Source organism: Rhodococcus sp. IEGM 1305, from assembly GCF_030058635.1.
Classification (GTDB): domain Bacteria; phylum Actinomycetota; class Actinomycetes; order Mycobacteriales; family Mycobacteriaceae; genus Rhodococcus_F; species Rhodococcus_F opacus_D.
The window spans coordinates 1-12,254 of the sequence record NZ_JASHKX010000027.1 but is presented as its reverse complement, the minus strand read 5'-3'; the positions used below and the strand labels follow the sequence as shown (position 1 = coordinate 12,254).

The following is a 12,254-nucleotide window of genomic DNA, read 5'->3' as shown; positions in this document are numbered from 1 at the left end:
GACCCGACGTCTATGACGACGGGTCATATGTCGTCTATCGCCCGTGTTACGTGCGGATGTCCCTGCTCAAAGCCGCTTGCACCCAATTGTCACTGTCGTCCACGGCACCCCTCAATTCTCCGGCGATAGTGCTCAGGAAGTGATCGGCATTGCACCCTGACATCCTGATGTCCATATTGTGCACATTCCCACCGACACATCTGACCACCTTCCTGCCGAAAGTCATTCGATCGACTGACATCATCGGGCTACTCACCCCGCTGATAAGCTCCGCGCGGATCTGTCTGCCAGCGAACTATCAGGAGAATCGTTATGACCGCCCCGAACCGTTACGGGCGCTGGCTCGGGGCAAACCTCCAGCAAGCGGGTATGAGCCAGGCTCAGCTCGCAATCGCACTGGGGCTCACTCGTGCGGCGGTCTCGGCGTGGATCGCCGGACGCGCCGAACCCCGTGAGGAGCTGAAGGAACGGATTGTCACCATCCTTGAAGCCGAACTTCCCCAGGCTGATGACCGTAGCGCGATCGCGCCGGCGGATCGCAACCTGCAATGGCATCACCGGCCTGCACATACCGATGGCGGGCGCGAGTACGGCAATGCCGCGGCGTTCGCGTTCAACGCCGACCTGTCGGTCCTCGCACGCGAAGCAACCCAGAACTCGATCGACGAGCGCCTCGACCACAACGCCCCTGTACGCGTCCACTACACCCTGCACGAGCTGACCGACGAGCACCTCGAGTCTTTCCTGTCGGCGATCCAGTGGGGTGATCTGTCACCCCACCTGGAAAGCGCGGCAAGAGCCGAGCAGAAGGTCTCACGCAGCCTCCGAGCCGCGCTCAACGAGCTGGCCGAACGTCAATCTCTCGTGCTGCTGCGCATCGACGACTTCAACGCCTCCGGTCTCAACGGACCCGAGTACGAAAACGGTAACTTCGCCGCGGTCGTTCGACGCCAACTCGACAGCCACAAGCAGTCCGTCAGTCGCGCAGGCGGTTCGTATGGTCTCGGCAAAGCAACCCTCTGGGCGACAAGCAAGTATGGCCTTGTTCTCATCAACTCGACGCTCTCCGAACCCCACGATGGCCACACGGAACGCCGCGTCATCGGCCGACTCGACCTCCCCTGGCACGAGGTCGAGGAAACGGCATACGCCGGACCGGCATGGTTTGGAACGTTGGAAACCGATCCAGAGCGGGAGGGTGTATCGCGCTCGTGGTGGGCCACCGAGCAGATGGTCCGCGACCTTCACCTCGACCGCTCGAAGGCAGCGCCCGGCACGTCCTTCCTCATCGTTGGCGCCCATGACGCCTCGGGCGACGCCGAAACACTCCAGGAAATGCACGACAAGCTCGTTCGTTCACTCGCCGACGCGTTCTGGGCAGCAATGGTCGGAGGAAAGGCCGCTGCGCCGCTCCTGGACGCCCACGTCACTACCCTCCGCAACCACGAGATCGTCGTATCCGAGCAACGGGTCGATCCGCATCAACACCACCCCGCGCTTAGCCGCGCACTTCGCGCCTACCTCGATGACGACACCGTCGAGACACTGACGGCCGCGGACCAGGTCGCGCACGCGACCGTACCGCTCGTCGTCACTCCTCGTAAGGGCAAAGCATCCGGGCGAAGTAAAGGCGCACTGCACGACTGCGTCCTGTTGGTCACACCCGCGGCCGATAACGCCACAACCGCCAATCGCGTCATCTGCATACGCGGTAACCGAATGACGATCGCGGAACACCGCCCGCGCGAGATCCCGCTTGGCACACCACCTTTCCAAGCGGTACTTCTCGCCGGCTACGCAACCGGCCGCGAAGGCACCGAGGTCGCCGAAGCCGAAGCGTTCCTCCGCGCTTCGGAACCACCGGAACACGACAAGTGGGACCGAACCGAGGAACTCACCTCCTCGTACGAGAAGGGCGCCCTCACGCGACTCAAGGAGTTCCGTTCGAGCATCGACAAGACAGTTCGCGGTGTCGTCGGACAACGGGATTTTGAGCGGAACCGTGGACCGAAGGTCTTGCGCGAGCTCTTGAAACTCGAGAACCCACGTGTATCACGACCGCCCATCGTCCAGGGCGCGCCATCAGTCCACCACATGCAGGGGAGCGTCGACGACACGGGCGCCTGGTCGGTGACAGTGACGGTGAAGGCGCCCGAATCAGAGGATCCGTGGTTGCTGACGCCGATCGCGAAGTTCGATGTGCGTTCTGGCGGTCGGCCCACAGTCCGGTGGACCGACCTCACCGCGGTCGAGGGCTGCCGCGTGGACGGCGAGAATCTTCGGATCGAGGCACGCGTCCGGCAGGCGATCTTTGTCGGTGTCACAGACCCGGCGACGCACCCGGTCAAGGGGCGATTCGCTCGCATTCTCGTCGAGGTTCCCAAGGTTCGGGGAGGCGCCGCGTGAAACCTGTCGTCTCCTACCCCACCTTGATCGGGGAGGTCGATCTCGATGTTCTGTCAGTCGCCATAGACGGACAAGATCTGCACTACAGCAGGGTCTCCAAGCCGGAGCGCACGGTCGCACTGCACGAGGTCGACCGCGCCCACTGGGAATCCGCCCGACTGACGCTGAATGCGACTGTGCCCGTGCGAGAACTCGACGAGGGCGCCTGGACAAATGTCTCCTGCCTGGCTGTGGTCACCGAAAAGGTTACGAACGCACGCACAACTGCAGTCCTGACCCGAGGGTCGCACGGCACGTGGTTGGGTTCCGTCGATCTGTGCCATGCGCGCCACGTTCGTCGGGCGAGCCTCTCGCTCACAGTGGTTGCCGAGATCGATGGTGTGGGAGGCCGCGTTATCGGTGGTACCGAGCAGGCCTGGTTCATCGACCTCACCGCATCCAAGCCCGTTCGGCAACGTGACGTCGACATCGTCGAGGAGGACTTCCGCGACGGCCCGCTCGCCTGGTTGGAGGCGTTCAAAGAATCTGCGTGGATCGTCGACACGTCGGCGGAGATCCCGCGTGTGTACCTGAACACCACTGCGGTGGAGGGTCTGGTCGAACTCCTAAACGCCAGTGCCGGATCCGGCGAGGAGAAGCTGCTCCGCGAGATGGCGGCCAGCCAGATCGCGCAGGATGCATGGACGGCGATGTTCCATTCCGCGGTGAGCAGCCTGGACAAGGACGAAGACGGCACGCCCCAGCTTCCAGGAGGGTGGCGTGATTCCGTTCTGAGAACGATGCTGCCCGATGTGATTCCGGACCGCCAGCTGACCGATGCACTCTACGAGATCGAACGCCAGCGAAGTGACGGTGTCGGATGGTCGGAGATTCAAACCCGCATCCAGTACGCCGCCGGACGACGAAGTCGACTCGCACGGACCCTCACTGCCGCCGTGCGTTCGGTCCACCAGTCTGAGGTGAGGAGTTCCCAGTGACCCGCGGTATCCAGATTCCGCACGCGCTGGGACTTCTACCCAGTTCGGTTGTGACGAAGCACCTCGGCCGCGGGGTGCAATCGGGGATCGAGCCACCGGCCACCGCGACATTGATGAAGTCGGCTGTGATGAAGGCCGAATCGCAATCACGTTGGCGGACACGACCGATCCGTGAGCTCCTCGACGAGGCGATGAACCGGTATGAAGGTAAGCGGGCTGCCGCCGACGAGTGGTTGGCGCCCCGCCTGCACGCGACCCTGCGTATGACTCGCCACGAAGCCGCGAACGAGGAACTGTGGAACTTCATCGCGTTGGTCGTAGCCCCGGACTATGTCGTGTGGCGGCACAAGGGAGCGGCGGTTGCGGCGCCGGCTCGCTTCAGTGGTGCGCATTACACGCAGGCGTTCTCCCGACTGTGGTGGGCGGCCGAACTGTTCCGTGATGGCCGCGACTATGCGCCGGTCGAAGTCGCGTGTCGGGTGCAGGATGCTCTCAACACAACCATGAGGCTGGACGTCATCGATCATCGCCCAACCGCACAGGCGATTCTCCGAATAGTCAACAGATTGCTCTCCGAGAACACCTCTCACGTCGGCGACTACGTCAATACGCTCTCGTCGGCGGTCAACACTGCGGGCAGCACCCTGGTCTACGACGTACTGGCTCCGGACGCCTTCGTCGACGATGACGCTCTACAGGTGTGGATCGATGCCGTCGAGAACATGCCGCCCGTACTATGGGGGATCCTTCCTGAGGGCCCCGATGACGGCTACACCAACGCCCAGTCCGTCAGCACTCTCGTGTCACTGTTCGAAGGACTCATGGCGGACGCACCCCGAAGGAAGCGGTCCCGGCACGTGGCGGAAGAGAGCTCCGACGACGATCAGCTCTGCTGACAGAAATGTCAGGTGCGGCACGATTCCAGGGCGAGCACGCCGTTCCGGGTTTCGCTCCATTTGGAGGCGACAGCGGTATCGAGGAAGCCCGGTCCCAGATCGATTCCGAGAGCCGCAGCCAATACGTGGGCGGCAAGTCGGGGCGGTATCGCGTTGCCGACCTGCTGTGCGATTGCACGTCCTGACCATGGATAGTCGGCAGGAAAGGTCTGCAGTCGGCCGGCTTCCGAGTGCGAGAACCTTGGGAGTTCGATCTGGTCGTGTGTCACCACGCGATTACGGGAGATCTTCCCGGTGACTGTTGCCGCCGGCTCCGCGGACGTACGGCGGCCACGCGCTCGGGGGTCCCCACCGGAACCGTAATTCGAGATCACCACGAATCGATCTGGCCGACGCGCACCTCCACCCACCGTGGAGTCTTTCCAACGCAAGGCGTCAGCCATCGTATTCCACGGCAGCAGACTCGGGTCCCCTTCGGTCCTCGGCGTGCCCTTTCGGTATTCACGATGGGTGGGACGTGGTAGTCGCGGCTCCAATCCCCGGTTAGCGATGAGAATGGCACGACGCCGGGTTTGCGGAACGCCGAACGCTTCGGTCTTAAGAATTCCGCAATCCACCGAATAGCCGAGCCCTTCGAGAACCTCTCCGTAGGCTTCCCAGACAGGCAAAACTGCAGGCACCTGCTCGAGGACCACCGCATCGAACGGGAGGCCCTGTCCGACCGCCTCCAGAACCCACCGAAGCGGCTGCAATACCAGTCCGGTGCGCTCGTCATCCAACGCTTCGATGCTCGCGGTTACATCGTCGCCAACAGCCATCCGCTTGACGAATGCGAGCACTTCGTCGAGTGCTCGGCGCCCCACTCCTGTGCCCGCCATGGTGTACGTCTGGCACGGCGGGCCTCCCGCGAGAACGGTGGCGTCGGGATAGTCCGCTGGCCCAACGCTGCGAACATCGCAGTGCTCGGTACCGAGTCCTGCCTCCCTCCGTGTCGCGCACGCATCGTCATCCCATTCCACGCCGTGAACCGGTATGCCCAGCCAATGCGCCGCCACGTCGAGTCCGCCGGGACCTGCGAACAGGTCCACCATGCGACGTTGCGTCCTGCTACGAGACTTGGAAGGAGCGGGGACCATGCGTGGAGTTTAAGGTGTGCCACCGACAGGGTCTCGAATGGGCCGATGACCCGCCGAGGTGCCAGCGTGCTACCGCAGCAGCGCTGCGATGGCCATGCCCAGAGCCCTCGCCAGCGGTGGCGGCATGGCGTTTGCCACCTGTCGGTATTGCGCGGTCTTCCGTCCGGCGAAACGCCACTCCGCGGGGAATCCCTGCAGGATTGCAGCCTGGTCGACGGTCAACTTCACCATTCCGGGGCGTCCCTGGGACGGATCCCACACGAAGTCCGGGCCCGGCACCCTATCCGCTACCGTTCCTCCGTCAACTCCGATCCGGGCCCAGGCACGTTTCGAACCCGTCGGGCCCAGATCTGGACCTCCGCGGTCCCACGACCCGCCCACGAGTGTCGGCGCCAGGACGGCCGCCTGAGTCGCCCATTCGCCCGCGTCCTCCCACCCCCTGGCTTCCATCGATTCGCGCAACGCCTCCCCGACGGTCTGCCACGAATCGGGGATTCCTTCAAGAACTTTGATGCCGCCGACCTCCCTGTCTTTAAATGCGATCAGCACACCGTGCTTGCGGTCCTGCGGAACACCGATATCAGCAGCGTTGACGACGAACCATCGATATGAGTAACCGATGTGCTCAAGCTCGACCTCCACCATGGACCGGAGTGGCGCATATGCGTCGCTGGTCGCGAGCTCTGGAACATTGTCGATTAGTAACGCTCTGGGTTGAACTCCATGCACGAGGAAGGCGACCGCCTGGACCAGCGACGACTCGTACTCGGTACCGCGGGTGCGCGCGACCGCCGCCGAGGCCTTCAGCCGTGGAAGCCCGGCGGCGAGCAGGTCGATATCGAGGAGACGCGGCTCGTTGATGGGATCGAAGTCGAGGAGATCACAGCTTTCGACATCCCACTTAGGGCGATTCAATCGGAGCGTCTCACAAGCGACCGACCGATTGTCGAGGAGGAGCGCAGGCTCGAACCCGGCCTGCTCAAGCCCAAGTGCTAGTCCGCCACCACCAGCGCACACGAGCAGCGAGTTGAATGCCGCATCACGCTTCATCCGCGCACCACTCCATCGCTCCTGACCATTCGAATCATCTCGCTACGACTTTGCCATACCGGCATTTCCATGTCTCAGCGGTTACATCCAAGGTTGCGTCCAGCAGAGTGGTGTACGAACCGGATCCCAACCTGACCGGCGTGTCGTAGCCCTATGAAGGCGGCCATCGCGTGACTCTTCGAGAGACCGACCAAAGTCACTCGATGAAGGACCACGCGATGGCCACTGCCCACGATATCGACCTGCACCCGTTCCTGAGCGATCAGCTCGCCGACGCCAGCCCCGACCTGCTGCGGAGCCTGCTGTCCACGTTCATCGACGCGCTCATGGGCGCCGAGGCCGACACCCTGTGCGGCGCCGGCTTCGGTGAACGCTCCGACGACCGCACCAACAGCCGAAACGGCTACCGACACCGCGACTTCGACACCCGTGCCGGCACTCTGGGCATCGCGATCCCCAAGCTGCGCTCCGGTTCGTATTTCCCGGACAGTGAGAATGACGGGTGCGAGTTGGTTGTCCGCGTCTGACCCATTCCCTGACAGTGAGGTTGGCCGCGTTGATGCAGGTCGCCCGCGACAAAGTCGACGAGGGTCAGGAGGAACTCCTGGGGCTGTATGCGCTCGCCGGCCCCGGCGGCGGCCCGTCGGTGATCACCGCGAAACGGTCCCGCTGGCTGATTGATCGAGGTGATCGAGACCGGATGGCGCAGGTTGGGGTTCGATGCGATTGACGACGACGGCTTCTTCCAGTTGGTCCTCGGTCGACTCGTGGAGCCGACCTCGCTGAGTGACACCGCCCCAGTCGTCGGCGAGATCGGCCTGACCCCAGCCCACCGCAACACCTACGCCAACGCACTCAAGCGTTGCGCTACGAGCGATTACCAAGGACGCCACGCTTGAGGAGCTGTCGCCGGACGGTCGTGTGGTCGACCCTGAGCTGTTCGCCGATCCGAAAGAGTGACCAGCCCGCTTTGTACAGTCGCGCGGCTTCTGTCCGCGACCTGTGACGCGTTCAGACCACGCTGTCGAAGTGGCACGCCAGCCCGTACTAGCAGCTTGCTGACCGTCTGTCGGTTGACGCCGAACTCGCTGGCCAGCTCTTTGATCAAGGCGCCAGTCTGGTATCGCTCCACGAGCCGGGTTACTTCGTCCGTATTCAACCGACGCTGGATCTGCCGCGCCCACGGGTAGGATATGGTGTCGCCGCTGTCTGGATTTGGTCCAGAATTAACAGATGTGGTGGTCAGGGCCCTTTCATCGGGGCCGTTAAGTTTGAACAAAGTCCACTTACTTCCACCAGGGAAGACTACGGTTTCCATCTCATTTCGGTCGGCCGTTGACGACACACTTGACGACAGTTCATATCGCGGTGTCTTCGGCGGATCCGAACAGCGAGTCGAGCGAATCCAGCGCTTCTCGCTTCACCGACTCGATCACTTCCGCGTAGGTCCCGGTCGTCACGCTGATCGAGCTGTGCCGCAGGATCCGCTGAATGGTCGCCGCATCCGCACCCATTGAGAACAGCAAGGTCGCGCATGAGTGACGAAGATCGTGGACACGCACTCGGGGAACGGCGGCCTTCTCACACAACCGCCTACGCTCCACGATTCTTCACTACCAGTGAAGTCCCGATAGCGGCTGCGTGTGACGTGAAAAGCCCGCTCAGTGCGATTTTTTACAGATGAGCGGGGTTTGCAGAAACGGAGCTGGTCTTCGTCACCCTCGTACTCGCATTCCGATTTCCACACGCCGTGGACGACGATGTTCCGGGCATTCTTGATGGGTGGCACGGCCTTGAGGATGTCTCGAAGAGGTTCAACGTGCACGATGGTTTCAGGCTCATCGAACTCTAAGCCGGGATTCTCAATGCGGCAGGTCATCACGGCGACAGCGTTAGAAGTGAGCCAATCCAGCGACTGGCCTTCGAAGATCACCGCGTAATTGCTCAATCGCCCACCCGACTGTTCAGCCAGCACGTAGCGTAGGACGTCCTCCAGCACCGCGCTGGCAGCTGCGACGCGGCCCATGGCCCGCGAACAGTGAATCAGGAGGAATACCCTCGGTCATCTGCCGAGTGTCCATGGATGGAACCCCGTGCCAAGAGGAATTGAGGCGCGAGGAGGTCCCTCAGCGTTGCGACTGCCAGGCCGTCTTCAGGCCGTGAGAGTCTACGAACGCCGAAGAACTGGGCAGAACTGCGAAGATATTCCTGCCCAGTTCAGGGCTCTATTCCGTAGTGTTTCACCAGGTCGCCACAAAGGCCGGAAAAATCACCCAGATACGCAGGCTAAAGCCTGGCATCGGCGCGCCTGGAGTGCGGCAGCTCGAATGGGGCCGACTGTTTGCCTACAACGTGATCTCGGGGCTGGACGGAGCCTTCTTGGGCCGGCCGCTCAGGAGCATCTTCTCGCGATCCAAACCGTCGTTGTAATCCTGCACAATCTGCTTCGCCATGGGCGTCGACCGAGACGCCGAGCCACCACCGCTTGCCCGCTGGCGCACCGCGTTTTGCTTCCAGATTGTCGGAGAACCTCCGCGTTTCAGGACCTTGATGAGCCGCGCGTCCTCTGCGAGCTCCCAGTTTCCGGGCCAATCGAGCACCATGGTCACCGCTCGCAGGACAATGTTGTCCCAGGTGCTGGCATCGCGCCCCCAGGCATCACTCACCACCTTCAAAACTCGACTGACCATCCCCGGTTTCTTGCCCATTGCAAGCAAGGCCTGGACAGCGCCGACGCGGTTTGCGCTCGGGGTGGCAGCTACTTGGAGGTCGCCGCCGAGGGCCTGTACTTCATCGTTGACGCGAATCGCGATGGCGTCGCCCGCCGTAAGCGAGACCCGAAAGTTGTCGAATGGTTTGACCGGCTTGCGATGCTTGTTCGCCGCAAGGAAGAGCTTCGCCTCCTGCTGGATGGTCAGCCCTTCATAAACCATCGTGTCGCGGAGGAAGTCTGGGCCCTCTTTGCTGATGCAGGCCTGGTTGCTGTGCTGACCATCGATGATTACCAGGGTGCTGTCCTTCCGTTTCGACACAAGCGCCGGGAGGAGCATCTCCGGGTCCCAGTCTTCGGCGATCTTTGCGGTCCAGGCGGCGATCTCATCGCGTTGCATGTAGAGGCGCCCGGTATCCATTGACGGATCCACAGTGAGGTCAGCGACCCGGATCCGTTCGAAGTGCTTGTCCATGTAGTTGCTCCAACGGCTCGTCTTCGGCCCCTCCCTGGGTCAAAGTTCCTTCAAGCCTACGGTCAAATTATGACCTGTGCAAATTTTTATGGCCAACAAATTCTGACAGGTTGCTCTAACTATTCAGGTCCTGTTGACTCCTCAGGTCTGGGATCTCGACCTCAATCGCTCCGCCACCCTTGACTCCCAGCCTCTACGTGTGGGGAGCATGCCTATGAGAAGGCGGGTAGGCAGTCCGCGTGGGCCCGTGCCACCCGCCAGCCGGTCCGCCTCGTTGTCACCGAGTTATCACAAGTCGCCCGGACAACCCCGGACACGACGGAACTCCCACGGAGCCATATCGCCACCTCACCTGGGAGCACGGACCTCCGCGATCCCCGCGCGGACACGACGTGTTCGACTCGTAATGAAGTGGTCGAACAGGCGGGCGTCGGTGACGACAGGTCTGACGACAACGGCGACGACACCGAACTCACTCACGCCCTTGACGGCACATAGACCGAGCGCGGAAACACGGTGGTCGGCGACTCGTCCCGTGCCTGGCAGTGTGGGGTCAGGGGTTCGAGTCCCGTTAGCTCCACTTCGAGAGAAGCCTCCTGTCCGCAGACGATGCGGGTGGGGGCTTTCCTCATTCATCCCTCTTGTCCCGGCGGGACACTGGCGTCATGACATTCACTGTGACGCATCGCTCACTCGACCAATTGGCGGAGTTCGCCGTCACCGACTTCGGCGACGACGACAGCTACAGCATCCACGAGTCCGAGGCGCTCGTCATCGTCCGCGCCGCGCGGGAGCTGATCTACGCCCCCCGGAGTTGGTTCCTGGTGGAGCGGGAGACGGCCAGGAGGACGGTTCGCCCGGCAATTACATGTGACGCTTCGGGCAGCGATTCGCACATCTGTTCGACTGCCGAGGTCGATTCGACGTGTGGCCGCCCGAACCGAGACCGCGCCGGGGTGCTGTCCGAACGGGCACCCGCTGGCCGCGAATACGTGACTGGTGGGGTGGGAGGTGTGCGGGTGTGCGACGTCCAGCAACGGTGGGCACCGCACCCATTTCTGCCGGCGATGCGGCGCCACCGTTCGGACTCCGCCGTGCTGCTGCGGTTCCGGCGACGGCCGGTGAGTGGACGGTTATCGGATCGGCTGCCTCGCTGCCGTGGGGTTGCCCCAGATCGTGTCGGAGACGTCCTGGAGGACGAGGGCGACCAGTCTCTCGGTGCCTGCGGTGAACGTGGACGCCGCGACGAGCACCCAGATCCAGTGGCCCTCCCGGTGCCGGATGCGCAGATGTGCTATCGCGCTGGGGCTTTCCTGGCTCAGTACCCGGGCGAGCGTGGTGCCCCACAGTGCGGCGTCGTCGGGGTGGAACAGTTGCGGCGTGGTCGAGGTTCGCGAATTCGTCGGCGTCGTAGCCAATCAGCGTCGCGCAGGCGGGGTTGCTGAACACGACGTTTCGTTCGCGGTCGTGAACGCTGATCGCGTTGGGGAATGGATTCCATCAGCGCAGCGAATCCGGCGCTATCCAGTTTTCTCACTGTCCCCCCTCGCGCTTCTTCGATGGCGCCCACATAGTACGCCGCACCGTGCAGTTTCGTGCGGTGAATCAGTTAATGAATAGCAAACCTCGATCGCGAACGTGCTCCGCGAGGATAGGGTGACGGGATGCGGTTCGTCACCATCGTCCAGGCCTCCGCGTTCGCCCCCGTGTGGCTGCGGGTCCTGCTGCTGATGGCCGCGGGAGCGAAAGTGTGGGGAGCCGGCATCTATTCGGGCTGCTATTTCGGCAGCAAGGACGTCACGATGGGGCTGGGGACCTTCGTCAACCGCGGCGTCCTGTTCGACGGCACCGCGCCCATCACGCTCGGCAAACAGGTCGCCGTCGGGCACCGCGTCCAGTTCGTCACGAGCACCCACGAGATCGGTCCGAGTTCCGGCCGGGGCGGACGAGTTCTCGACGGCCCGATCGTGATCGGCGACGGGTGCTGGATCGGCGCGGGCGCGATCATCCTTCCCGGAGTGACGGTGGGGAAGGGTGCGTCGTCGCGGCGGGCGCAGTGGTCACCCGCGACTGCGAGCCGAACGGGCTCTACGCGGGGTTGCCCGCGCGCCGTGTCCGCGACCTCGACTCCGCCCCGTCCGTGCGCTGAGCGCCTGCCCGGCGTTCGACGGCGACCGCACGGTTCACGCCGTCGAGAAACCGTGAAATGGTGGCATTCTCGACCGCGTCGAAGTCGTCGAGGACGGAGGCCGTCCGGTCGATGAGCGGTCCGAAGAACGTCTGACCGCCTGGATCAGGCACCCGAGCGCAAGGCTCAGCTGGCGGACTTCTTCTCGAAGTCCCCTGCCGATCGTCAGGCCGTCCTCGACGCGCACCCGCAGCTGAAGAGCCGGCTGGAGACCCGTCCTGACCGACGGACCGGGCTGTCGAGTGGCGCGCGAAGGCACTGACGATCGCCGAGACCTGCGGCAACTACTGACGGACGCCAGGCACGGTCGACAGAGATCGTGCCGCAACGGTTTTCGCTCTGCCGTCGGCAAAAGTGTTCCGGAATGCCGAAAGCCCCCCAACAAGGTTGGGGGGCTTTCGGTAACGGATGTTCGG

The 12,254-nt window shown here is 63.2% G+C and carries 11 protein-coding genes and 2 pseudogenes; 7 read left to right on the top strand and 6 right to left on the bottom strand.

Translation table 11 applies throughout. From position 1 onward, the window contains the following. Window positions 1-312: 312 nt before the first annotated feature. From QM693_RS27420 to QM693_RS27410, 3 genes are read left to right on the top strand one after another with little or no spacing between them, the layout of a single operon-like run. Entirely contained in the window at window positions 313-2,406 is a 2,094-nt protein-coding gene (locus QM693_RS27420; protein ID WP_283353866.1) for a helix-turn-helix transcriptional regulator, read from the top strand. Between the two features lie 23 nt (window positions 2,407-2,429). Further along, complete coding sequence (locus tag QM693_RS27415; protein WP_283353865.1) at window positions 2,430-3,383, top strand: hypothetical protein; 954 nt, start codon at window positions 2,430-2,432, stop codon at window positions 3,381-3,383. Further along, window positions 3,380-4,279, top strand: a complete 900-nt coding sequence (locus tag QM693_RS27410) for a DUF6339 family protein (protein ID WP_283353864.1) — start codon at window positions 3,380-3,382, stop codon at window positions 4,277-4,279. Before QM693_RS27415 ends, QM693_RS27410 begins: the two co-directional genes overlap by 4 nt. Window positions 4,280-4,287: 8 nt before the next feature. Here QM693_RS27410 and QM693_RS27405 read toward each other — a convergent pair whose 3' ends face one another. Continuing rightward, window positions 4,288-5,370 (bottom strand): DNA cytosine methyltransferase, encoded by a 1,083-nt coding sequence (locus QM693_RS27405; RefSeq protein ID WP_283353863.1) that lies wholly within the window; start codon window positions 5,368-5,370, stop codon window positions 4,288-4,290. A gap of 114 nt (window positions 5,371-5,484) precedes the next feature. Continuing rightward, window positions 5,485-6,465, bottom strand: coding sequence for a DNA cytosine methyltransferase (locus QM693_RS27400; RefSeq protein ID WP_283353862.1), 981 nt, complete (start codon window positions 6,463-6,465; stop codon window positions 5,485-5,487). A gap of 218 nt (window positions 6,466-6,683) precedes the next feature. On the opposite strand from QM693_RS27400, the pseudogene QM693_RS27395 reads away from it, so the two are divergent. Further along, window positions 6,684-6,953 (top strand): annotated as a pseudogene (locus QM693_RS27395) (transposase); the annotation flags it as partial. A 59-nt stretch (window positions 6,954-7,012) separates the two neighbouring features. Next, window positions 7,013-7,361 (top strand): annotated as a pseudogene (locus tag QM693_RS37935) (IS1634 family transposase); the annotation flags it as partial. On the opposite strand, the gene QM693_RS37930 reads toward QM693_RS37935, so the two are convergent. The 4 genes from QM693_RS37930 to QM693_RS27375 all read right to left on the bottom strand — a co-directional run bounded on the left by QM693_RS37930 (window position 7,343) and on the right by QM693_RS27375 (window position 11,068). Beyond that, window positions 7,343-7,783: a helix-turn-helix domain-containing protein gene (locus QM693_RS37930; protein ID WP_418340889.1), complete on the bottom strand. Its 441-nt coding sequence runs from the start codon at window positions 7,781-7,783 to the stop codon at window positions 7,343-7,345. The pseudogene QM693_RS37935 and the gene QM693_RS37930 overlap by 19 nt on opposite strands. 40 nt (window positions 7,784-7,823) lie before the next feature. Further along, window positions 7,824-8,027 (bottom strand): tyrosine-type recombinase/integrase, encoded by a 204-nt coding sequence (locus QM693_RS37925; protein WP_502942678.1) that lies wholly within the window; start codon window positions 8,025-8,027, stop codon window positions 7,824-7,826. Window positions 8,028-8,810: 783 nt separating this feature from the next. Continuing rightward, window positions 8,811-9,650 carry a DUF6551 family protein gene (locus QM693_RS27380; protein ID WP_283353859.1) on the bottom strand — a complete coding sequence of 280 codons (840 nt, stop codon included), beginning with the start codon at window positions 9,648-9,650 and terminating at the stop codon, window positions 8,811-8,813. Window positions 9,651-10,783: 1,133 nt separating this feature from the next. Continuing rightward, window positions 10,784-11,068, bottom strand: a complete 285-nt coding sequence (locus QM693_RS27375; RefSeq protein ID WP_283353858.1) for a PAS domain-containing protein — start codon at window positions 11,066-11,068, stop codon at window positions 10,784-10,786. Window positions 11,069-11,314: 246 nt separating this feature from the next. Between QM693_RS27375 and QM693_RS27370 the strand changes: the two genes are divergently transcribed. Together QM693_RS27370 and QM693_RS27365 are read left to right on the top strand one after the other, a co-directional pair. Then, window positions 11,315-11,914 carry an acyltransferase gene (locus QM693_RS27370; RefSeq protein ID WP_283353857.1) on the top strand — a complete coding sequence of 200 codons (600 nt, stop codon included), beginning with the start codon at window positions 11,315-11,317 and terminating at the stop codon, window positions 11,912-11,914. A gap of 24 nt (window positions 11,915-11,938) precedes the next feature. Beyond that, entirely contained in the window at window positions 11,939-12,100 is a 162-nt protein-coding gene (locus QM693_RS27365) for a hypothetical protein (RefSeq protein WP_349307522.1), read from the top strand. The last annotated feature ends 154 nt before the right edge of the window (window positions 12,101-12,254 follow it).

Bases quoted from the DNA above. Each gene is read 5' to 3' on its own strand.
- QM693_RS27400 (WP_283353862.1), bottom strand. From the start codon at position 6,465: ATGAAGCGTGATGCGGCATTCAACTCGCTGCTCGTGTGCGCTGGTGGT.
- QM693_RS37930 (WP_418340889.1), bottom strand. From the start codon at position 7,783: ATGGAAACCGTAGTCTTCCCTGGTGGAAGTAAGTGGACTTTGTTCAAA.
- QM693_RS27380 (WP_283353859.1), bottom strand. From the start codon at position 9,650: ATGGACAAGCACTTCGAACGGATCCGGGTCGCTGACCTCACTGTGGAT.
- QM693_RS27370 (WP_283353857.1), top strand. From the start codon at position 11,315: ATGCGGTTCGTCACCATCGTCCAGGCCTCCGCGTTCGCCCCCGTGTGG.
- QM693_RS27405 (WP_283353863.1), bottom strand. From the start codon at position 5,370: ATGGTGGACCTGTTCGCAGGTCCCGGCGGACTCGACGTGGCGGCGCAT.
- QM693_RS27420 (WP_283353866.1), top strand. From the start codon at position 313: ATGACCGCCCCGAACCGTTACGGGCGCTGGCTCGGGGCAAACCTCCAG.